14 protein-coding genes are annotated in these 23084 nt (G+C 60.9%); 9 read left to right on the top strand and 5 right to left on the bottom strand.

The window, feature by feature from the left end:
- Position 1: 1 nt before the first annotated feature.
- The 4 genes from asnB to H5P28_RS11995 all read left to right on the top strand — a co-directional run bounded on the left by asnB (position 2) and on the right by H5P28_RS11995 (position 7889).
- Positions 2-1906: an asparagine synthase (glutamine-hydrolyzing) gene (gene asnB / locus H5P28_RS12010; RefSeq protein WP_185675948.1), complete on the top strand. Its 1905-nt coding sequence runs from the start codon at positions 2-4 to the stop codon at positions 1904-1906.
- A 24-nt stretch (positions 1907-1930) separates the two neighbouring features.
- On the top strand, positions 1931-3385 hold the full coding sequence (locus tag H5P28_RS12005; RefSeq protein WP_185675947.1) for a sigma-54-dependent transcriptional regulator: 1455 nt from the start codon (positions 1931-1933) through the stop codon (positions 3383-3385).
- Between the two features lie 211 nt (positions 3386-3596).
- On the top strand, positions 3597-5846 hold the full coding sequence (locus H5P28_RS12000; RefSeq protein ID WP_185675946.1) for a methyl-accepting chemotaxis protein: 2250 nt from the start codon (positions 3597-3599) through the stop codon (positions 5844-5846).
- A 666-nt stretch (positions 5847-6512) separates the two neighbouring features.
- Positions 6513-7889 (top strand): hypothetical protein, encoded by a 1377-nt coding sequence (locus tag H5P28_RS11995; RefSeq protein WP_185675945.1) that lies wholly within the window; start codon positions 6513-6515, stop codon positions 7887-7889.
- Between the two features lie 261 nt (positions 7890-8150).
- Here H5P28_RS11995 and H5P28_RS11990 read toward each other — a convergent pair whose 3' ends face one another.
- On the bottom strand, positions 8151-9962 hold the full coding sequence (locus tag H5P28_RS11990) for a DUF1858 domain-containing protein (protein ID WP_185675944.1): 1812 nt from the start codon (positions 9960-9962) through the stop codon (positions 8151-8153).
- Between the two features lie 57 nt (positions 9963-10019).
- On the bottom strand, positions 10020-10469 hold the full coding sequence (locus H5P28_RS11985) for an Rrf2 family transcriptional regulator (protein WP_185675943.1): 450 nt from the start codon (positions 10467-10469) through the stop codon (positions 10020-10022).
- Between the two features lie 107 nt (positions 10470-10576).
- Between H5P28_RS11985 and H5P28_RS11980 the strand changes: the two genes are divergently transcribed.
- From H5P28_RS11980 to H5P28_RS11970, 3 genes are all read left to right on the top strand, one after another.
- Complete coding sequence (locus tag H5P28_RS11980; protein WP_185675942.1) at positions 10577-12946, top strand: nitric-oxide reductase large subunit; 2370 nt, start codon at positions 10577-10579, stop codon at positions 12944-12946.
- A gap of 45 nt (positions 12947-12991) precedes the next feature.
- Entirely contained in the window at positions 12992-13717 is a 726-nt protein-coding gene (gene ric / locus H5P28_RS11975) for an iron-sulfur cluster repair di-iron protein (RefSeq protein ID WP_185675941.1), read from the top strand.
- A gap of 303 nt (positions 13718-14020) precedes the next feature.
- Positions 14021-15610: a sulfatase family protein gene (locus H5P28_RS11970; protein WP_185675940.1), complete on the top strand. Its 1590-nt coding sequence runs from the start codon at positions 14021-14023 to the stop codon at positions 15608-15610.
- A gap of 223 nt (positions 15611-15833) precedes the next feature.
- Here the strand turns inward: H5P28_RS11970 and H5P28_RS11965 are convergent, their stop codons facing one another.
- The 3 genes from H5P28_RS11965 to H5P28_RS11955 all read right to left on the bottom strand — a co-directional run bounded on the left by H5P28_RS11965 (position 15834) and on the right by H5P28_RS11955 (position 18475).
- Entirely contained in the window at positions 15834-17201 is a 1368-nt protein-coding gene (locus H5P28_RS11965) for a purple acid phosphatase family protein (protein WP_185675939.1), read from the bottom strand.
- Between the two features lie 225 nt (positions 17202-17426).
- The gene (locus H5P28_RS11960; RefSeq protein WP_185675938.1) at positions 17427-18164 is read right to left on the bottom strand and encodes a hypothetical protein; all 738 of its coding nucleotides are present in this window, start codon (positions 18162-18164) and stop codon (positions 17427-17429) included.
- Between the two features lie 62 nt (positions 18165-18226).
- A complete protein-coding gene (locus H5P28_RS11955) occupies positions 18227-18475 on the bottom strand; it encodes a hypothetical protein (protein ID WP_185675937.1) in 249 nt (82 codons plus the stop codon).
- Between the two features lie 206 nt (positions 18476-18681).
- On the opposite strand from H5P28_RS11955, the gene H5P28_RS11950 reads away from it, so the two are divergent.
- Positions 18682-22278 carry a hypothetical protein gene (locus H5P28_RS11950; RefSeq protein WP_185675936.1) on the top strand — a complete coding sequence of 1199 codons (3597 nt, stop codon included), beginning with the start codon at positions 18682-18684 and terminating at the stop codon, positions 22276-22278.
- A gap of 85 nt (positions 22279-22363) precedes the next feature.
- Positions 22364-23071, top strand: a complete 708-nt coding sequence (locus tag H5P28_RS11945; protein ID WP_185675935.1) for a hypothetical protein — start codon at positions 22364-22366, stop codon at positions 23069-23071.
- Positions 23072-23084: the final 13 nt, after the last annotated feature.

Genomic DNA, 23084 nt, shown 5'->3' with positions numbered 1-23084 from the left:
CATGTGCGGGATCGCCGGCATATTTTCCTCCGTCGTCGGCGACCAGGATCTCCGCGCCATCCGGCGGGCAACTACGGCCATGACCGGGCGCGGCCCTGACGGAGAGGGCATCTGGCACAGTAGATCAGTCGTACTGGGGCACCGGCGCCTGGCCATCCTCGACCCCGCCCACGGGCAGCAGCCCTGGATCGATCCGGAGACCGGCGTCGTAGCCGTCTATAACGGCGAGTTATACAACTACCCGCAACTGCGCCGGGAGCTTGAGCGGCATGGCCAGGCGTTGCGCACGCAGTGTGACACCGAGGCCGTGGTGAAAAGCTACAGCGTCTGGGGCCACGAGTGCATGAAGCACTGGGCGGGCATGTTCGCCCTCGCCCTCTACGACCCCCGCAATGAGAGCCTCTGGCTCGTCCGGGACCGGCTCGGAATCAAGCCGCTTTTTTACACCGTCGGGAGCGGGCGTTTCGCCTTCGCCTCGTCCGTCGCCGCCCTGATGGAGATGCCCGGCCTGGAACGCCGGATCGATCCAGCCGCGCTGGCGCATTACCTGGCCACCGTGCGTGTGAACCTCGGCGAGCAGACCCTCCTGCGCGGCGTGCGCCTGCTTGAACCGGGCGGCAGCCTGTTCCTCGCCCGGCCGGGTGAGACGCCCTTGCCACACAAGTGGTGGACCCCGCCAGTGCTCCCCGAAGAGGAGAAGCCGGCGGTTGAATTCGACGAGGCGGCTGTCGAGATCGGCCACCGGGTGCGTCAGGTCGCCCATGAGCACCAGCTCAGCGACGCACCCGTGGGCGGCTTCCTCAGCGGCGGTCTCGACAGCAGTATCCTCGCGGCCACTGCCCTGGCGGCCAATGGCCGTCCGGGCCGTCCTGTTTACAGCACCGGTTACCGGCGGGAGGATTACGGGGAGTGGCCCTACCAGCGCCAGGCGGCACGCCACTTTGACCTGGAGCTGACCGAGGTCCCCCTCGAAGAAGCCGATTTCCTGTACGACTGCGAAACGCTCATCGCAGCCAACGGCCTCCCTCTTTCGACCCCGAACGAGGTTCCCATCTACCGGCTATCGCAGGCCTTTGGCCAGCGCTATAAGGTGGCGCTGACCGGCGAGGGAGCTGACGAGGTCTTCGGCGGTTACGCCGGACCAACGTTCTGTGCCTTCGACTTCGACCGTTCCGCGGGGAGCCAGGGTGGCATCGATCCGCGCGCACTCCTGCGGCATTATGGACGCAGCCATTTCTCCTGCCGCCGCGCACACTTCCGGCAATGCAACAGTTGGATAGATGCCGCCGCCCGTCGGCAGTTACTGGGCGGTGACCAGGCCGCGCTTGAAGCGGAGGCGGGCGTGGAAGCTTATTACGATGGGCTCTTCGCTGAGACGAGCGCATGCAGCACGCTGGAAGCCTATCTGCACGCGCACCTGCGTGTCAACCTGGAGGGCCTGCTCCTGCGGCTGGACAGCAGCACCATGGCCGCCTCCGTCGAGGGGCGCGTCCCTTTCTGCGACCACCGGCTGGTCGAGCGTCTCTTTGAAATGCCGGCCCACTACAAACTCGCCCTGCGCCCCGGACTCGACCCTGCGGCTGTACGCCGCCTCAACAGCTTCGAGCTGACCGGGGCCGACTCCGTCGAAACCAAGCGCCTGCTGCGGCACGCCTTTGCCGCAGAGTTGCCGGAGGAAATCGTACGGCGCCCCAAGCGGAGCTTTCCCGTCCCGTTTATCGAATGGTTCCAGGGGCCGTTACGACCCGTGTGGGAAGCGTGCTTGTCGGATTCCGATTTTCTTGGTAACATGCTCCCCGTTACAACCCGACAAAAACTGTTTGAAGCTGAACATACAAATGCCATACTAGCCTGGCCGCTCATAAATCTCGCGTTATGGGCCGACCATTGGAAAATCTCTGTTTAAACCATTCCCTTCCCCAAAAAAAGCATGCGTTTCGAAAGCGCCCTGGTCGTTGACGACGAATTGATCATCCGCCGGACTCTCCAGCAGTTCTTGCAACGCAAGCGGCTGAAGGTCAAGACGGTCGCCTCCATCCAGGAAGCGCTTGAGCAGTTGGGGAACGATCACGACTTCGAGGTCATGTTCCTGGACCTGAACCTGCCCGACGGGTTGGGGACCGATTTGCTGGAGCAACTCGCGGCGCGTGGCACGATGCCCGTAACCATCATGATCACCGCCCAAGGCAGCATCGAGAGCGCCGTCAAGTGTATGAAGCTGGGCGCCTTCGACTACCTGCAGAAGCCTTTCTCTATCGACGAACTCGACCTCGTCCTCTCCAAGGCCGATCGCTACGAGCACCTCCAAGCCGTCAACAAACAGCTCGCTGGAGACTCTGCCCGTTGCGGGCCGCGCATTCTGGGCAACTCGCCGCGTATGGCCCACATGCGGGAGATGATTGACAGCGTCGCACGCACCGATGCCACGGTGCTGGTCCACGGGAAGACGGGCACCGGCAAGGAACTGGTCGCCCAGGAAATCCACCGCCAAAGCATGCGCCGGGACAAACCCTTTATCCGCGTCAATTGTGCCGCCGTCTCCGAATCGTTGATCGAGAGCGAGTTCTTCGGCCACGTCAAGGGCGCCTTCACCGGCGCCTTCGAGAACCGCATCGGGCGCTTCGAGCTGGCCCACGGCGGCACCTTGCTACTCGACGAGATCAGCGAGATTTCCCTTCCCCTCCAGGCCAAGCTGCTGCGCGTCCTGCAGGAACGGGAGTTTGAGCGCGTCGGGTCCAGCAACGTCATCCAGATTGACACCCGCATCGTCGCCACGACCAACCGCGACCTGCAGCAGTCGGTCGTAGACGGGGACTTTCGCCAGGACCTTTACTACCGCCTGAACGTTTTCCCCATCGAGAGCCCACCCCTCCGCGAGCGCGAGGGTGACATCCCTCTGCTTGCCCAGCATTTTCTGGAAACCTACACCCGTAAGCACCGCCGCAACCTCACCCGGTTCCACCCGGACAGCCTGCACCTCATGCAGGCCCACACCTGGCCAGGCAATGTGCGTGAGTTGCAGAACATCGTGGAGCGAGCCGTCATCCTTTCGACCAAAGGCCCGCAGGTCACGCCGAACGCCCTGCCCCTGGAGCTGCAACTGCTGGCCAAGAGTGGCACAGCTCCCCCCTCCGTCGCCCCCAATACCACCGCGCCCGCGCCAGTCGCAGTCGCCGTCTCTCCACCAATCTCTCCCGAACCCGAAGAAATCTGTTCCCTCGAAGATCAGGAGCGGAGGTTGATCCTCCGGGCCCTCGAGCACACCGGCGGCAACCGCACCACCGCCGCTGAGAAGCTCCAGATCAGCGTGCGCACCCTGCGCAATAAGCTCAGCCTCTACCGCGAGCAAAACCGCACGGAGTTCGAGCCCTTTTTCAACAACTGAGGCTCCCCTCCATGATCATCGTGCCCCCTCCGTGTCCGGAGACCGGGGCAAATCCTTATGTTTTGGCGGGCAACCGTTCAAAATCGCGCCCGGTCGCTAAAGTCGGCCGTCCCGCACCCGTAGGCAGAGTACAAATATTGGTTTAACCGGCGCGGATCGCTACCCTCTGTCGCTAAGCGCGCCCGATGATCACTCTAACGTTCTACACATTATGAAAAAGTTCGGATTGAAGGGAAAACTCCTGACAATAGGCCTGGCAACAGTGGTCGTACCCCTCGTGGTCGTCTGCGTCCTCATAAGCCTCGAAGACCAAAAAGCCGCCCACGCTACCAACGCGATGGTGGTAAACGAAGCGCACCTGAAGCAGCGCGAGTTGCTCCCCGCCCTCCTCGACACCGTCGAGATCAGCGCTGACCTGCTGGAAATCGATGCCGACAAAGTCATGGGCGTGGCAGCAGCCGCGGTCAAAGAGCACGGCGGGATCCAGTTTAACGCCAACGACAAGCTCGTCGAGTGGCAGGCAGTCAACCAGTACAACGGTCAGGCCCGTAAAGTTTCTCTGCCCCAGGTCAGCTTCGGCGACGGCAGCGCCATCGACATGGTGAAAAATCCCGAGACCCCCGTGCCTGTCGTCGATAAGGTCGGCGAGATCACCGGAGACATCGGCACGATTTTTCAGCGCATGAACGACGCGGGCGACATGCTGCGCATCGCCACTAATATTACCGAAAACGGCGAGCGCGCGGTCGGTACCTTCATTCCGGCGGTCAACCCGGACGGCCACCCCAACCCGGTGATCAAAGAGGTACTCGCGGGCCGTAACTTCCAAGGCCGGGCCCTCGCCGTGGGCCAGTGGTACGTCACCATCTACCAGCCCCTGATGGACGCCCAGGGCAAGGTCCAGGGCTTACTCTGCGTTGCCACCCCTGAGCGTGTCGCCACCGAACCGATCCTGAAGGATCTGGCCAAGATGAAGATCGGAAAAACCGGCCAGGTCTTTATCCTCAACACCCAGGGCGACAGCGCCGGCAAGTACGTGCTGAGCCCGAGTCGCGCCCGCGACGGCGAATCCATCAAGGACGCCCGCGACGCCGAGGGCCGCGCCTTCGTGGCCGACATGCTCCAGAAAGCCTCCTCCCTCGAACCCGGCCAGGTCGAGCAGTTCGATGTGAGCTGGAACGAGGGAGACGGTGACGGCGAACAGGACATGGTCATAACCTATGCCTACTATGCACCCTGGGACTGGCTGATCGGCCTGCAAATCGAGGCACGGGAATATCAGGAAGAGGTTGCCAAAATCGAGAATATCTTCGCCCGCATTGCCAAGGTGCTCATGGTCACCGTCGTGTTGGCCATTGTCGTTGCCGTGGTGGTCTTCTCGCTGCTCACCCGCAGCATTACCCGCCCCCTGCACAGCGCCGTCAACAGCCTCGCTCACGGAGCCGAGGAAACCCGCTCCGCCGCCGATCAGGTCGCTTCCGCGAGCCAGAACCTCGCCGAGGGCTCGAGCGAGCAGGCCGCCTCCCTGGAGGAAACCAGCTCAAGCATGGAAGAGATGACCAGCATGGTCGCCCGCAATGCCGAAATCGCCCAGCGCACCAACCAGCATGCCAAGGAGGCCCGCGAGGCCGCCGCGACAGGTTCGCGATCCATGGGACAGTTGCGTGAATGCGCCGACGCCGTCAGTGTCTCGGCCGAAGAGATGGAAGAAGCCATGCAGGGCATCCAGCAATCCAGCGACTCCATCTCCAAGATCATCAAGACCATCGACGAAATCGCCTTCCAGACCAATATCCTGGCTCTGAACGCCGCGGTGGAAGCCGCTCGTGCCGGGCAAGCCGGCGCCGGTTTCGCCGTCGTGGCCGACGAAGTGCGCAGCCTCGCCCAACGGGCGGCCCAGGCCGCTCGGGAAACCGCCGCCATGATCGAAGATTCCGTCGAACGCAGCGAACGGGGCGTCAAGGTCAACCAGGAAGTCGGCGCGAACCTGCGCAAGGTTCTGGAGAAAGCCTCCGAAGTCGAAAACGGGCTGCAATCGATCAACTCCACCGTCGGTGAGGTCAATACCGCGATGGACGAACTGGAGTCCTCCGTACGCGAACAGCAGGAAGGTATTGACCAGATCAATACCGCGATTTCTCAGATCAATCAGGTCACCCAGAGCGGAGCAGCCACCGCAGAAGAAACGGCCGGCGCCTCCGAGCAGATGAGCGCGCAGTCGAGCAACCTGTTGCAGATCGTCAGTGACCTCCGGGCGATCGTGTCAGGTGGCGACAAAAAGGATGCCATGCCGGGCAGCGCTTCCGCCAAGACAGGCGGTGGCAACAAAGCCAGCTACACCAGAAAAGACAACGCTGACCCTCAATACTATCCCATCGCCCACGACACGGCTGCGCACCTCCAGAATGGGAATCACCATGAAAGACAGAACGCTTTCAGCCTTCCAGGCGATCACCGTTAATCATACGGTCATATACGAACAAGCGATACATGGGCATATAAACGATCATCACTGGCATCGACATAGCTCTAACCGATATAGCGTTTAAGACTACCACTAGATCGATGCCTTGATGTGACAAGAAGGGATAAAAGTGGTGCCGCGCACGGTGGGGTGAGAGCCATAGGCGCGGCACTACGTCGTTATTATCTCAGCACGCGCCCACGCCCCATCCGAGGCGTCCGCAGCAAAATTCCTCGTGCGCACGAGTCCCTCGTTTCAAGTGCGTAGCATAAGTTTAGAGCGTTTAAAAAAATACTGTAGCCACATACTTTGAATAGCTAAATGGCTAATTGTTAATTGTTGGATTCCGAACGTAGGAAATAACAATTAACCATTTAATCATTTAGCCATTCGGCCATTTTGTGACGGCTACGACTTTATTTGAAACGCTCTAGGCAGGCGACGTTCCGTGGGAGACGCGCGGTGGCGATTGACTCCACGACCGTGGTCTGCCCAGTCGAATGACCGGGTGTTCCTAGTTACTTTATCCCTCACTTTAGGCTAAATCTCCTCCGTCTCTGACCGGACTAATAGGATGACACTTCGCTTCCCATCATTCGACACACGGCGAGCGTTGCGTGCTTAATCATTTACTCCACCCGCCCCCCAAATAATAGCCTCCACATGCATACCAAAACCTTACTCATTACGCTTGTGACAGGGCTATTTCTAGCCGCCGACCTCAGCGGCGAAACCGCGACAGCTGGCGCGACCACGGATGAAGAAATCCTCGCCTTACGCCAGGCCCTGCAAACCCAGCAAGCTGTGATCAACGAGCTGCAAGGGCAGATGGCAATGTTGCGCAGCCAGTTGGACAACATGGAAAACACCCGTGCGGCAGGGACGGGAGAAAGCAGCATTGAACTGCCCTCCACCGCCACCAGCCAGTCTGCCTCCGCGTCCGTAGCGAAGTCCAGTCCCGACATCAGCTTCGAGCATAAGGGCTGGGCCTTTGAAATTTACGGCTACATCAAGCTCGACGCGGCCTACGACACGCAGCGCGTCTTCAATGGCGATTTCGCCCGCTATGTCATGCCCAGGACTTCCGGCGATGACAACCAACTGAGCATAACCGCGCGGCAAACCCGTCTGGGTCTGAAAATCCAGGGGCCCGAATGGGAGAGCTGGACGCCCGGCGGGCGAATCGAGGTGGATTTTTACGGGGATTACAACAGCTCCACTCCCCTTCCCCGGCTCCGACTGGCTTACGCGCAGATGGAGAATGAAGAGTGGCTCATTCGCGCCGGTCAGGACTGGGACGCCCTCTCCGTCGTCCTCCCCCGCACGCTCAACTTCGCCACCTATGCCAACCAGGGAGCCCTCTGGTCGCGTCGCCCACAGGTAAAGGCGCAATGGAACAATACCCATGAGAATGGCAAGCTAAGCATCACGGGCGCCATCGCCCAGGCGGTGAGCACAGACATCGACGGTGGCGGGCAGCCTGACGGTTCAGACTCGGGCGTGCCGAACTTCGAAGGCGCGATTGCCTACACCTGGAATATCTCCGACGAGTGGGTCCTGATGACCGCGCTCAGCGGCCAGTGGGGCCAGGTGGCGATTGACCAAACCAGCGGTACCGAGAGCGTATTCGATACCTACGCCGGCATGTTCACAGCAACCCTCGACTGGAATAAACAGATCAAACTACTGGGCAGCGTCTGGTATGGTACCAACCTGGGCAGCTTCAACGGCGGGATCGGTCAGACCATCAACCTAACCCAAGATGTTCCCATCCGGGCTCGCGGAGGCTGGATCCAGCTTCAGACTTTTCCGTGGAGCGATTTGAACTGGAATATCGCCTTCGGTATCGACGATCCCCTTGATTCCGATCTGAGCACGGGCATGCGCTCCATCAACCTGAACGCCTCGACATCTATCTATTACCAGCTCACGTCCTATCTGACGCTCGGCATCGAATACAGCTACATGCAAACCGGCTATATGAACCAGCCCGATGCGAGCAACAATCGCATCCAGACCAGCGTGATTTTCGAGTTTTAGCAACAGACGGGCAGATTCCATCAGAACAATGGAGCACCGGCCTATGCGACCATCCGGGCCTGCAAGGAACGTCTGGGTGCGGACAGCGTGCTGGCGGTGGCAAGCTGCACACGCTGAAACGAGCCGAGCAGTTTCTCGTACCGATCTTGAATCTTGCCCAGGTCGCTGGTCGGAGAGGAAGGGGATGTTTCGGTTTTTGTCATGTTATTTGGATACGTCTGTTTTAAAGAATAGTTGCAGGGAGATGCCTTCAGACACGGTTCAATGCTCGGAGCAGCAATCAGAACACCCACGATGCTCGACTGCCCGGTTCAGTGCCCGGAGAAAAGTTTCCGGATCGACGCCCTTCATCCGACAGCCCTGGCGGATCGACACCTGGCGGGCGACGGTGCGGCGGAGCACGGGTCGCTTGACCAACCCGAAGCCGTGAGCGACGAAGACCTCCTCCAGTTCGGGGAACCAGCTCAGCGCGGCGGCCACTTTGTCATCCGGGCCGATGCGCTCGGGGGCGGGCCCCCAATCCGGCTCCGCCGACTGGCGGTAGCGGCCCCGTCCGAGCATGACCCGGACAAGGTGCCCGGCCCAGATGGCCAGGCCGGTCCACTCCAGCATGCCGCTGAAGCCGATGACCTTGAAAAAGGCCGGGTCCCAGTCGGTCCCGATCTGCGCGACCACCCGGAAGAGACAGCCGAGGTTGATCAGGATAAAGGGCCAGTACAAGCGCGGCAGTTTTTCCGGCTCAATACCGCAGAGCGTGGGCACGACCTTGGCCGCCATGCCGACGATGGTCAGCGAGATGAAGCCCACCGTGATAGCGTGCCGGATCGCCCCATAGTAGGCATGGCTGAACTCGATCCCGCTCACCATCCGGTACACGGGTAAGAAGAGCAGCATGGCAAAGGAAATGAACAGCCACAAAAAGGCCACCCGGACGAACTTCGCGCTGCGCTCGGACCCGACCGGCAGTGGACGCCACAGACGCCAGGGCACCACGATCAATCCGGCTCCAATCGGGAGCAGCAGCCACGGCAGCAGGAGAGCCGCCGCCAGGGCGTGATTACCCGTCAATCGGTAGGCCAGAAACAGCCCCATTTCCAGCCCGAGCGCGACCAGCAGGATGCCCAGCGCGGCCCAGCTCCGGCGCGCGGGGATCTCGGGCAGCCCGAAAATAGCGGGAAACATGCGCAGGCCGACCCCGAAGATCATGAGCATGGCCACGCCCTGCACCTGCAAATCGCGCAAGGGAGCCTGAAAGGTCGCAATCTGCGCGAGCAGGTCCGGACGGTTGTCCGCCCGCAGGAGCTGATCGATGTGCCAGGTGCCGTAAACCGCCTGCGTCAGAAAGCAGGCCAGCGCCGCGAAGATGAAGCCGACGTAGGGCTTGAACGACTCCTCACTGCGACGGAACGCGCACAGCATTTGCGCGCCGAAGGCGCTGACCGCGAGAATCTCCAGCACACCGCCCGCCTGATGGACGGGCAGCGCCCAGCCCGAGTCCGCGAACATCATGGCGGTGCTGCGCATCGTGATTCCCGCGAGTGTGGCCAGCCAGGCGACCACGGCCAGTCCAGGCGCGGGCAGCTCCACCTGCCACATCCGAGGAAAAGCCTGGTAGGCGAAGCCCATGATGAACAGCCCGACCCAGCCCATGATCTGCGCGTGCCCGTGGGCGTTGACCTCGTGCACGGAGACACCGGTGAAGGAGCCGCCGAGGCCGATCTTCCACAGCAGGAGCACGCCCCAGGCCGCGCCCGCCGTCAGCACCACCGTCATGGCCGCGAGGAAAAAGGGCCGGTAAATGGCATCAGCCAGGCGCGGAGCGGCGTCGGCGCGTAGTTGTTCGCGCGCCTCGCGGCGGGCCTGCTGGTTGTCCGCCAACCGCCGGATTTGCGCGATCAGTTCATCCAGCGCCACGCCGTGGGCGGAAGCGAAGAGCCCGAGCGACTCCGCCGGGCCATGCGCACCGCCACAGCCGCGCAGGCCATAGCGATTAAAAACGGTCCGGGCCTCCGGCAGTGCACGGAACAATTCGGGCAACGAGGTTTCGCTGTTAATGGAGTTGAGGGCGTTCATTGGAGCTCAAGGAATAAGAAGGTTGGAAGGGTAAAGCCGTCGCGCCGCTCCTCACCCCTATGCCTGACTATCGACGGTGAGCGCGTCGCACAGGGGGCGGGAGGGGCTCTTTTCCGCTAGGAGGTCGGCGATGGTGGAGGCGCCGAAGCTCTCCTCGATCGCGGCCATGGCGTCGTCGATGCGCCTGTGCATCGGACACAGGCAGGTGCCGTGCGAGGCCAGCCCGAGTGGGCAGGTGCGGATGCGCTGAATGGGATCGACCGCGTTGACCACCTCCAGCACGGAAATCTCCTCCGGGTCGCGGATGAGGGTAAAACCGCCGTTGCTGCCGCGCTGGGCCGAGAGCACCCCGGCCTTGGCCAGGCTTTGCAAGGCCTTGATCAAATAACCGGGAGCGGCACGGGTGCCGTCGGCGATTTCCCGCAGCTTAAACGTTTCGCGCGGCTGCTGGGCCAGCCAGACGACGGCCCGCTGGGCGTATTCGGAAGCGTCGGAGAGTAATTTCATGAGCTTGTGCGGAAAATTTATTGACGAGACCGTATCTCAAGCCCACAAAGAAGTAAAGAAAGCTTTAATGCTTTAATGCCTTTTAACAAACAAACCCTCCCTTCGCTATGAAAAAGAATCCCTATTTAAAGCTCTGGCTGGTTTTTGCCGCTGTCTTCATCGGTTCGTTCGCGGTGCTCGGCTATTACGGCACGGAAATCTACCGCAAGGCCCCGCCCTATCCGGAGAAGATCGCCACGCCGGACGGGACCGTCGTCACCACCAGCGAGCAAATCCTAAAGGGGCAAGCTGTCTGGCAGTCTATCGGCGGCCAGCAGCTCGGCAGCGTCTGGGGGCACGGCTCCTATGTGGCCCCGGACTGGTCGGCGGACTGGCTACATCGGGAGATTCTCTACTTCGCCGAACGCCTCTCCCAGCGCAGCTACGGCAAGCCCTTCGCCCAGCTCACCGGCGGTGAACGTGCCGAGATCGAGCAGGCAGTGAAGGACGAATATCGCACCAACACCTACGATGCGACCACCGACACCCTGACCGTTTCCGCTGACCGGGCGGCGGCCATCGACGCCATGAACCGGTACTACGCGGCCATTTTCGGCGATGCCGAGAGCTTTGACGCGGATTTGAAATTCCTGGCGGACGGTGAAATGAGTCCCCCCGAACTGCGCGACGCCTACGCCATCCCCGCTCACACGGTCAAGGACGCCGACCGTCAGGCCGCGATGAACAGCTTTTTCTTCTGGGCTGCCTGGGCCTGCGGTACAGAACGCCCGACCGACGGTGAAGTGGCCGCCGGGGACTCCGATCCCATCACCTACACAAACAACTGGCCTCCTGAGCCGCTCATTAAGAACCAGCCCTCAGGGTCTGTGGTCGTATGGTCGGTGCTGAGCTTTGTCTTCCTGCTGGCCGGGGTCGGCGCGCTGGCCTGGTACTACGCCGTGGCCAAACACCGGGAGGAGCCAAACAGCGAATTACCGGGAAGCGATCCATTGCTGGCCCTGAGCCCCACTACGAGCATGCGGGCCACCCTCAAGTACTTCTGGGTCGTGGCGGCGCTGATCGTCGTCCAGGTAATTCTGGGGGCCATCACCGCGCACTACGGCGTTGAGGGCGAAGGCTTTTACGGCTTTCCGCTGGCGGAGTGGTTGCCCTACTCGGTGACGCGCACCTGGCACACGCAATTGGGTATCTTCTGGATCGCAACCGCCTGGCTGGCGACGGGGCTCTATATGGCCCCGGCGGTCTCCGGCTACGAGCCTAAGTTCCAGCGCACGGGGGTCAACCTGCTCTTTGTCTGCCTGCTCATCATCGTGCTGGGCACACTGTTTGGCACCTGGTACTCGACCCGCCAGGAAATGGGCCTGACGGCCAGCTACTGGTTCGGCCATCAGGGGCTGGAGTACGTGGACCTGGGCCGCTTCTGGCAGTGGTTCCTTTTCGTCGGGCTGTTCCTGTGGCTCGGGTTGATGACCCGCGCCATGTGGCCGGCCTTCCGCCAGCCCGGCGAGCACAAGAACCTGCTCGCGCTCTTTCTCATCAGTTCGCTCGCTATCGCCGGGTTCTACGGCGCGGGCCTGATGTATGGGCAGGGCAGCCACTACGCCATGATCGAATACTGGCGCTGGTGGGTCGTGCACCTCTGGGTCGAAGGCTTCTTTGAAGTGTTCGCCACCGTCGTGATCGCCTTCCTCTTTACCCGGATGGGCCTGCTCAGAACCGGTCTGGCCACCGCCGCCGTGCTCTTCAGTTGCAGTATCTTCCTTTTCGGAGGGATCATCGGCACCTTCCACCACCTGTACTTTACCGGAACGCCAACCGCCGTGCTCGCGCTGGGATCGGTCTTCAGTGCGATGGAAGTCGTGCCGTTGGTACTGATCGGCTTCGAGGCCTACGAAAACCTCACCCTCTCCCGCGCCAAGCGCTGGGTCTCGGCCTACCGCTGGCCCATTTACTTTTTCGTCGCGGTGGCGTTTTGGAACCTGGTGGGCGCGGGGCTGTTCGGCTTCCTTATCAACCCGCCTATCGCCCTGTACTACATGCAGGGGCTCAACACCACGCCCGTACACGGCCATACCGCGCTCTTCGGGGTCTATGGCATGCTCGGCATCGGCCTGACGCTCTTCTGCCTGAAAGGGCTGACGCAGCACAAGCAGTGGAAAACCGGCACGCTCAAGTTCGCCTTCTGGACGCTCAACTGGGGACTGGCCCTGATGGTGTTAATCAGTGTCCTGCCGGTCGGGCTGCTTCAGACCGTGGCCAGCGTGGACCACGGCATGTGGTACGCCCGTTCGGCGGAGTTCCTCCAGGGGCCAGGCATGGACACGCTGCGCTGGCTGCGCGTGATCGGCGACACCATCTTCGCCGTCGGCATCCTGGCACTGGGCTGGTTCATCGCCGGGCTTCACTTCGGCTGGTCGGTTCGTAGCGAGGACGACCCCGCCTTTGCCGACGAAGTTTCCGCTACCTCCGGCCACTGACCCTCATTCATCTCCCATAGCTTCTCACTCAACCCAAGTAAAACCATGACCAACCTTAACGCCCAAACCACTGTCGGCGAACTCGTGCGGGAGCGTCCCGCCCGTTCGCGCGTCTTTGAACAACACCGCATCGACTATTGCTGCGGCGGCAAGCGCCCGCTGGCCCAAGTCTGCGCCGAGCGCAGTCTCGACCTCGACAAAATCCTGAGCGAGCTTCAGGCCTCAGATCAGGCGGACGCGCGCTTCGTGGACGCCGATACCATGCGGCTGACCGAACTGGCCGAGCACATCGTGGCCACACACCACGCCTACCTGCGCGAGGAAATGCCGCGCCTCGATTTCATGACGCGCAAGGTGGCCGCCGTCCACGGCGACACCGAGCCGCGCCTGCGCCAGATACGCGAGGTGTACGTCGCCTTTCAGGAGGAACTGACCGCCCACATGATGAAGGAGGAACAAATCCTCTTCCCCATGATCCGCGAGATTGAAACAGCCACCGCCGCGCCACAGTTCCACTGCGGCTCGCTCGCCAACCCCATCGCGCAGATGGAGAGCGAGCACGACAGCGCGGGTGACGCCCTGGCGCAGTTCCGCTCCCTGACTGACGACTACACGCCGCCCGAGTGGGCTTGCAACACCTTCCGCGCCCTCTATGACGCGCTGGCCGCCCTGGAGCAGAACATGCACCAGCACGTCCACAAGGAAAACAACGTCCTCTTCCCCAAAGCCCTCCGGCGTGAAGCCGAACTGACCAACCCTGCCCTGGCGTAAGCGACGTGCCGCCCTCAGACCTGAGCGTATGAGGGCGGTGTGTCCACCTTTCGAAACGCGCAGAGCGTTAACGCTGCGCGAGGCTTCGTGCGTAGCCCGGACTGCCGCTGCCCCTCATCCGCCCAGACGCCACATTTCCCCATGAGCGCCGCCCGTACCGGGCTGGCTCATATTACGATTGACGCATTTTGGCAGGCGCTGCATTTTCATACTGTTTTACAATAAAATAAATAGTGCACAAAATGTGCTCAATGATCTGTTATCAGATCGAGCCCATTACTACTCAACCCAGTCCCCAAAGCCATGAATTCTCTTCGCACCCCCTTCCAAAGCCAGTGTGGTATCCACCCGGCAGCCATACTCCTTCTATCCCTGGCCCTGCTGACGACTTCGCTTTGGGCTCAGAGCGAGTCGAGCCCCGGGAAAACCAGCCGGCCCAACATCCTCCTCATCGTAGCCGAGGATATGAGCACCGACATCAACCCGTATCGGGACATGCCCTTTGACACACCGGGGATTGATGAGCTGGCCGATGCGGGAGCAGTTTTTGAAAACGCCTGGGCCGCACAGGCCAGTTGCAGCCCATCGCGGGCCAGCATGTTCACCGGCCTCTACCCGCACGCACACGGCCAGATCGGGCTCAAGGGCCGGGGAAGCCGCATCCAACCCGGCACACCGACATTCATGGACGCCCTCCGCGCCGCCGGGTACTTGACCGCCGTCACCTACAAGCTGCACGTTGAGCCGGAGCCGGCCTTTGACATCGGGCCGAAAAACACCGCCTGGGGCGACCCGGAAAAACTCGCCGCCGTGGCCGAGCGCACGATGGACGAGGCGGCGGAGCAAAACCGCCCCTGGTTCCTCATGCTCAACACCTTCGACACCCACGGCATCGATAATAAATCCGCCAGCAAGCTGAAAAATCTCTGGCGTAACCAATACGCCGGGAAGCCCGCCGATCCGCTCACTGCCGAGGAACTCCCTCTCCCGCCCTATCTGGCCGACTCCGAAGTAGCAGCCCCCAACCCGAACCTGATGGAAAACCTCGCCGCCTACTACAACTCCGTCCGCCGGGTGGACGACCTGGTGGCGCGGGCACTCAAGGCCCTCGACGAACGCGGCCTGCGCGAGAACACGATCATCATCTTCACCTCAGATCATGGTCCGGTCTGGCCCCGCGGCAAACAGATGGTTTACGAAGTCAGCCTCCATGTGCCCCTGATCGTGGTGGCCCCCGAGGCCGAGCCCGGCTCGCGACGGACGGAACTGGTCAGTCTCGTCGATATCATGCCCACCATCACAGAACTGGCCGGAGGACAAGCTCCGGAGCTGCCCAGCGACGCCCGCTCGCTGATGCGAACACTGAGCGGAGACGCTCAGCCCCGCGCGGTGATGGGCGGCGAATTTTTCCAGCACTGGGGCCCCAAGGGCTTTTTCCCCAGCTACGCCATCCGCACTGAACGCTACAAGCTCAACCATAATCTATACCCCAAGTGGAACCGCCCCTGGAAGGAGTACCACGACATTCCTTTCATGAATGCACTGCCCGCAGGTACGGACGAGGCCTTTGCCACCGCCTTCCGCCACGCGCTGCGGCCGCCCGAGTTCGAACTGTATGACCTCGAATCCGACCCCTGGGAATACCGTGACCTCTCCGCCGATCCCCGCTACGCAAACGTCCTGAGCGAGCTCAAGCAGCAACTCGCCGACTGGCGTGCGCTTACCGGCGACCCATTCCTGGATCAGCAAGTGCTCGACCAGGCCATCGCCCTGCACCGGGAAACCGCTCGCCAGACCGACAGCCTCGCCCCCGCCGAAGCCCAAGCCGTCCTCGACCAGATGGCCGTGGACCTGAATGCGCTGATGCGCACCGAAACGCCTATCGCCCCTTAGTTGTACCAGCCAGTGTCCCGAGCCTTAAGTCCTCGGCATAATAATTGCGAGCTTACGCAGCCCGCACCCGCGGCAGGCAGATTGCTGGTCCAGCCGGACCCTGCACTTTCTGATGCTGCGCATCCCAGAATCAAAGCATCGAAAATGGACCAGCAATTATGCCGAAAACTTTAAACTCACCACAGCTAGGCCACGTGGACAAAATACCGGGGCTGTGCGCCGCTTATAAGGGCTCAAATGTGAACAGACTGGATGAGAGGCCTTTGTTGAGATCGTTTATCGAGCCGTCTGGCAGAACTTCGAATCGATCAAAGACGGTTCCGTCTTCGCGTATGCTTTCCAGAAAGAGCCTCTCTTTTTCTACTGCAACTTTAAGCCCTGAAGTCGGCAAATCACCTTCCGGCCCATTGAACGTAGGTCCATCGAGCGTAACAACCGGGAAACTATAGCGATCATCGCGATAGAATTTTTTGATCGGTTGGGACAGGGCGTATGCCTGTGTTGTCCCTGGAATCGTGCGTGCATAAAAATGGGTGTGCCCGCTAATCCACAAGTGAATACGATTATCGGGAGCATCACTTGTAAAAAAATCTTCGACGAGATTATTGACCACCCTGCTCATGTAACGCCCGGCGTGAGAGTAGGGGGCAGAGTGTGCCAGAACAATCCTGAACTTGGCTGCCTTAAACTCCTGTGATTCCACAACGGATGTCAGCCAAGCCTTTTGGCTGTCCATAAATTCCTGCTCAGCGATGTTCGCAGTTGTATAGTGGGCGGTGAATGGGTAGGGCGGCTTGTCCTCTCCGGTATCCAGCACGATGTAGAATGCGTCGCCGCAGCGAAATGCTGCGTAGGTAGATCCCCCCGGCATTGCAAAGTAGGATGTCCACAGATCGGACTGCAGGCCCCTCCACTCATGATTGCCGCGAATAAAGAGGTGGGGTTGTGATGCGCCGCCAAGAGCGGTTGTCTTCTCAATGATTCCCTGAAGAATATCAGTCTCGATGTTGTCTATGGAATTTGTAAGGTCTCCCAGCAGGACGACAAAGCGGGAATCTTTCATTCCAGTGTCATGGTAGTTCTGCAAAATTTGGTGACGGCGCTCTGTTGGAAATTGTAAATCGGAGACAACAAAGAAGGAGTACGTTTCCTCGGTGGAAAACGGGCGAAAGTTAAAGGCGTCGTCTTCGATCTTTAATGTGCGAGGCAAGCGCAGTTCGGACTGGGCGCGGAATTTATTGTCTCCTTCCTGTTTTTGTGGAGGTATGAACAGTACGATACGGTACTCGTATTGGCTCTCGGGATCTAGTCCTGTAAGACGGATCGCATGGCGATTGCCAGTGCTGATCAGTTGGCCCGCCTCAGTGTGCCAGCGGCTGGACCATTCGTTGTCAGATCCTTTGATTCGATATTCGATCCCGGCTCCGGTGTTTATGTCAGTTACAAACCCGATTGTGACGGCGCCGATATCGGGTGTGGTAACCCATGGGCCGTACGTTATCATTACAGGGGGAAGGTTGCTTTGCGCCTCGCTGAAGGCGGCATAAGCACATCCACTGATGCACAGGAAGAGGAAGAGGCTTTTTAACATATTCCTGTTATTGGGGGAACGTGCAATGTTGCTATACGATGAGGGGCGAGCGACAAGTTTTGAGAATTTCCGAACCGGGGACACGGAAAACGAACCAAAATCCGCTCCAGTGGGCGACCTGGGCTATTTTACCCACGCGGCCCAGTCTTTAGAGTATTCCGTGGGAAGTAAAAATTGTACTTTAGCCGCACCCTTTCGAGTGCGGCTAAAGCACAGAAAACAAAGCTAGCGGCGGCGGCGATAACGCATCAGCCCCATCACGAGCAGCACAACCGCCCCCAACATCATGGCCGATTCGGCAGGCTCGGGGATCGCCGTATAAGTGATCTTGAACCCATCCGTTGCGATGTAGGTGCTAAGTCCCGGCTCCGAAGACCAACTCGACCGAATATCAACAAAACCGCCCAGCGACTGCCCAATCACATTGGCACCACCCTGAGTCACCGTATCCTCATCAATGACAAAAGTAAAAGTCCACTCCTGCCACTCAGCCGCGCCCGGAACAGGTGTTTTTACGCTGGAAGTCGCAGCGATGCGGTCATCAACAGTGCTACCGCCCGCCGTCAGGTAAGCGTTGTAGCGGCTGGCTCCTGCAAACGGGGCAGCCTCGGCCGCTCCCACATACACACTGACCGTATAGGTACCGGCGATAATCTTGTAGTCATTCGAACCACCGAAGATAGCCTGCCCTTCTGCCGTAAAATTAGCCGAAGTGAAGGTCTTGGTCAGGTACTGTCGGTCCGGATTCGCTGTCATGACAAAAAAAGAAGTTCCCACCACCGGGGTCAGCCCCGCGTTTCCACTGGCGTTCGGCCACCAGCCACCAGGCTTGCCATCCGGATTGGTCTTGGCCCAGCCATCACTACTGTCGAAAACATCGTCAACAATGACAGTAGCCATCGACTGAGACACGATAAGGGAGCCCGCGAGGGCGAGAGCAAGGGATAGGAGTTTGGTCTTCATGGATATGATGTGTTATAGAGTTTTCATAGAAAAACAATTTTATTTTTTAAAAAACAAAATATTTATAAAATCAATAAACCAGCAAATACACCGACACTCGCTACGTAAGAAAAATTAATCAACCCATCGCCCTCCTGCCCCAGTGAAAGGTTCCACGCGATCCCCGAGGCCAGTAAAACACGGTCAAAACCGAGATATCCACGCTTCATCATCGCCGCGTTCTCCGGCCCTGGAGCGGCGATTACACTTGAACCGGAAGCCGAAAAAGATTCTTTTACTACCGGCGCTTCACCCCGCACCGTTGCTCTCACCTCACCCCCGCGGGGAGCCTTTCCCCTACCCTCCTCCCCCGCACTTACCCTATAGCACAGGCCCATAAATCCTACACCAAAGCCAGCCCGCCGGTCATCTTAGCGGTTGACTTGTTTGTAAGTTTTTCCATAAATAAAACTATTTTACCAAAGGAGTGTAGCACCTCTCCCCCGATTCCCCTTCCCCCTTTAGACCCCGCAGGCCCATGAGAAACTGCCTTCCCCTTGCCCCGCTCGCGCCGTCAACCAGGACACACCGGCAGGGCTTTGCCGCAACGGTGACAAGACCGGGCCCGGCCCATCGAGACAATCGGCGACCCGACTCAGGAGCCGCTTCCGGTTTCGCGCTGGTCATCGCCTTGACCCTGATGTCGTTCCTGCTCGTGCTGACGGTGAGCCTGTCGGTACTGGTGCACGTGGACTTGGCCTCCACCAACCAAAGCTTTACGCACCTGCGGGCGCAGCGGGCGGCAGTCCTTGCCCTCGAAAGCGCACTGGGAGAGCTCCAGAAATCAGCCGGCCCTGACCAGCGGGTAACGGCGCGGGCCGACATCCTTGAGGGCGGTTACAGCGGGCTCACGCCCAATGCGGCCAAGGCACACTGGACCGGCGTGTGGCGCAGCGACCATGCCAACCCGCTGGCCCCTGACTCAAAAACCTTTGTCGGCTGGCTCGCCTCCATGTCCGCGAATAACAGCCAGTTGGGCGCGATCACCGGCACCGTCTCAAACCCGGTCACGCTCGTGAGCAAACGCACGGACAGCGCGGGCGCAACAATCCCGGCGGTAGAGGCCGAAAGCATCGCGGTGGACGGGGCCGATGTCGCGTACGCCTGGGTCGTGCTCGACGAGGGCATCAAGGCCAAACTCAATCCCCGCACCTGGGAGGAAAACGACGCGATCTACACCGCGACCGGCCAGCTTTCGCAGGCCTTGCGCTTTGGTCCCTCCGAGGGGGGCAAGATCGACGCCCTCGACGGACTGGAGACGTTTAGCCAAAAGGTCAGCGCGCGACAGCGCAGCCGCTTCACCAGCCTGGCGGAGGCCGACATCTTTTACGAGACAGACCCGGCCAGCGGCTACTTTCACGACCTGACGGCTTCCGGCTACGGCGTGCTCACCGATGTGAAAAACGGCGGCCTGCGCCGCGACCTCACCCGCGGACTCAGCGACCAGTTAGCGGAGCTGACCGGACGGCAGGTGCTGGACGTTTTCCCGATCCGCTGGGACAGCCTCGCGGCCTGGTACAACCTTTACCACTTACTCAGCAACCCAGACGGCACGCTCCCCGTGCTCGACCCCCGCGACACACTCCCGGCGGACTGGACCGGTTCGCGGGAGGAGTTCGACGTGGCCGACATAGAAACCGTGCCGCTCGCCAACGGCGGCATCCGCGACTGGCAACTGACCTCGCACCCGATTGCCCCCGTCGTGCAGCAGGTCATCTGGCGTTTCGGAGGCGTCACCTCGGACTACAAGGCTGGCCAATCCACCTGGGCCTGGCGGGACGACCGCCCCTCAGGTGACAGCAACCAGGAGAAATGGGCCTACCTGAAATCCGGGCGGCACGTGGTCAGCCCCCTCGTTGTCCTGTGGAACCCCTACAACATCGCCCTCGACGCCAGCGACTATCGCGTCACCTACGATCCGGCCGTCAAAGCTCAAATCGTGGCCCGCAACACCGACAGCACGGAGGAAAAGGATCTGTTCTCCGTCGGCATGACCGACCTCGTGGACCTGTGGCAGAACAGTAATTCGACCACCCGCACCGGGCACTTCACGCTTGAGCTGTTTTCCACCTACAACCGCAACGACCGGACCATCTCCGACCAGACCACCCTCCAGCCCGGCGAGATGAAGATATTCGCCCTGCGCTTCGAAGACACCGGCGGCTACAACGCTGAAAACTCCTACGGAGGCGGCTTCGGCGGATGGGGCAGTAACCAGACTCCGGTTCAACTGGTTGGCCCCGAAAACGGCGACGCCCATATCACATTCCGCGGGGCCATTTCCTCACAGGGGATCGCAGCCCCCAACGTGAACCTCGACTGGATACAGGATCGGCTCGAGCTAGACTTCGGCACCAACACCGCCAGCACCGACCCCAATGACTTCCGCCTCACTCTCTCGCTGGCCGAGGCCAACTACGGCGGTGCTCCCGAAGACGGCTTCGTCCTCCGCGATGTCTGGGGCCTGCGCCCCCCGGACTCAGCCTCGGGCAGCTATCCCTTCGCAAGCCTCTGGACCCGCAACGCCAGTTCCCCCGGCGAGGACCTGACTCTCTATGATTACTACGATATCCTGCTCAAAAGCAACCTGATGACCAGCCCGAACAATGCGGACATCCTCTATGCCGCCAACCTCGTTGCCCGCCTCAAGACCGGTGAGACCGAACTCGGCGCGGACTCGCTCCCCTTCATCGCGCACTTCAATCCGCTGGCCTGGCACACCCGCGCCGGGCACCCCGACGAGGTCCACTCGCCGATCTGGGATGTCTCCGTCCTCAACCGCTCCGACTGGAACTCCCGCAAACCTCTTAACACGGCCCTGAGCGGGACAACCACCTGGGGCAACTCAGTATCAAACTCCGGCCAGCGGCGCGTCGTGCTCAAGGAAATCCCCCGCCAACCGCTGTTTTCCGTCGGGCAGTTCATGCACGCCGATATCGGCGTCTTCGACACGGCACCGCTCTACACCGTGGGCGGCTCCTACGCCCCGCCCTTTGGCGGGCTGACCGAGCGCATTTACACGGACGGTGCCACCATCGACGGCAACGACACCGCCCTCGAAGCCATCGACTTGTCATGGTATTACAATGACGCGCTTTTCGACGCGTGGTTTTTCTCCACCGTCCCCACCCCTACCCAGAGCACGCAGTATCCGCCCTTCGAGGACTTTAACCTGGACTACATCCGCGACGGCAAGCCCCTCCCCAACAGCCGCTACCGCTACTTCTCCGACACGGGGACTTTCGACAGCGACTACGAGGACCGCCTGCGGGACATTGATACGGCCGCCGCTTCGCTCATGGTTGACGGGGCCTTCAACGTCAACTCCACCTCCATCCCCGCCTGGAAGAGCATGCTCTCCTCCCTCCAGCAATCGGCGGTCTTCCGCTACTACAATGTGGCCGGTGGCAGCGACAGCGAAGCGCAACTGGAGCCCGCCGAAATGGAGTTCCCCATCCCGCGTTTCCTGCACCCGATGGCCTCCAGCCGCAACGCCCAAGACAGCGACGAGCCTCAGGCCTGGGCCGGATTCCGCTCTCTAAACGGGACCGAACTCGACGCGCTCGCCACCGCCATCGTAGAGCAGGTGCGCCTGCGCGGCCCCTTCCTCTCGCTCTCGGACTTCGTCAACCGCCGACTCGTCGATGGCCCGACGGGGATCAGCGGCGCCCTCCAGACCGCACTTGACCAAACGGTCAACAACGCGGACAACTTCGGCGGCGAACCCGAGCAGGACTCCATCTGGGGCGAGGCCGTTAACTGGGAGCAGCACGCGCCCGCCAGCGCCGCCGGTGCTCCCGGCTGGGTGCTCCAGAACGACATCCTCCAGATGCTGGCCCCCGTCCTCAGCGCCCGCTCCGACACCTTCCGCATCCGCGCCTACGGAGCCGCCCTGAGCCCGCTCACCGGGACGACCGAGGCGGAGACGTGGTGCGAGGCGATTGTCCAGCGTGTCCCGAACTGGATGGACGCTACCGACGCCCCAGAGGATTCCCCATCCACCGCCGCCAATAACAACTTCGGCCGCCGGTTCGTGCTGGTCAGTTTCCGCTGGCTGCCTCCGTCCGAAATCTGAAATCACCTCACGGCACCTTCGCCGCCGTTTCCCTTCTCCATCGTTTCCTGTCCCGCCCGACACATCTTTCCCAAAGCCGCTGACGATGAACATTCCCTACTCCCGACTCGCTCTCCTTGCCTGCCTTGGACTCTCGCTTCCCCTCGTATACGCGCAGCCCACGGATGAAACCTTCAGGGCCAATCTCCGCTTCTTCAATCCCGTCAGCGACACCCGCCAGTTGTACTTCATGAGCGCAAGCCATGACCGGGAGATCCGCGCCACCTTCAACGGCCCCTCTGGCCGCTACAAGTATGAAGGAGAATCCCCCCGTCTCGTCCTCTACCGCAAGAGCGGCAGCGGGGAGAATATCCAGCGAACCCCCGTGGGCACAGCTACGCTTCCCTCCTCCGGGGGCGATTACCTCGTATTTCTCGTCCCGGAAAAACCGGACAGCAACAACCTGCTCACGCGCGTTTTCGCGGACGACACCCGCAACTTCCCCCGAGGCCATACCCGCGTCTATAATCTCTCCTCCGAGCCTGTCGCCATCCAGTACGGCACAGCCCGCCTCATGGTCGCTCCCGGCTCAATCGAGATGGTTGATAACACCGACGCGGACCTCCCGGCCCTGGGGAAAAACGGGGCACCCCCCGAGCGGGGCCTGGATACTCCCATACGCGTCGGCGTCAGCAAAAACGGCGAATGGAAAATGATCTACCGCGCCATCTGGTACCTATCCCGCCAAGCCCGCCACAGCATTTTTATCCTGCCCCAGAACGGCGGTTTTCAGGTGCTTCAGGTTTCTGACTGAGTACCACGTCTCA

This window comes from Ruficoccus amylovorans (genome assembly GCF_014230085.1).
Classification (GTDB): domain Bacteria; phylum Verrucomicrobiota; class Verrucomicrobiia; order Opitutales; family Cerasicoccaceae; genus Ruficoccus; species Ruficoccus amylovorans.
The sequence above is the reverse complement of the archived record's forward strand: the minus strand, read 5'-3'. Positions and strand labels throughout refer to the sequence as shown.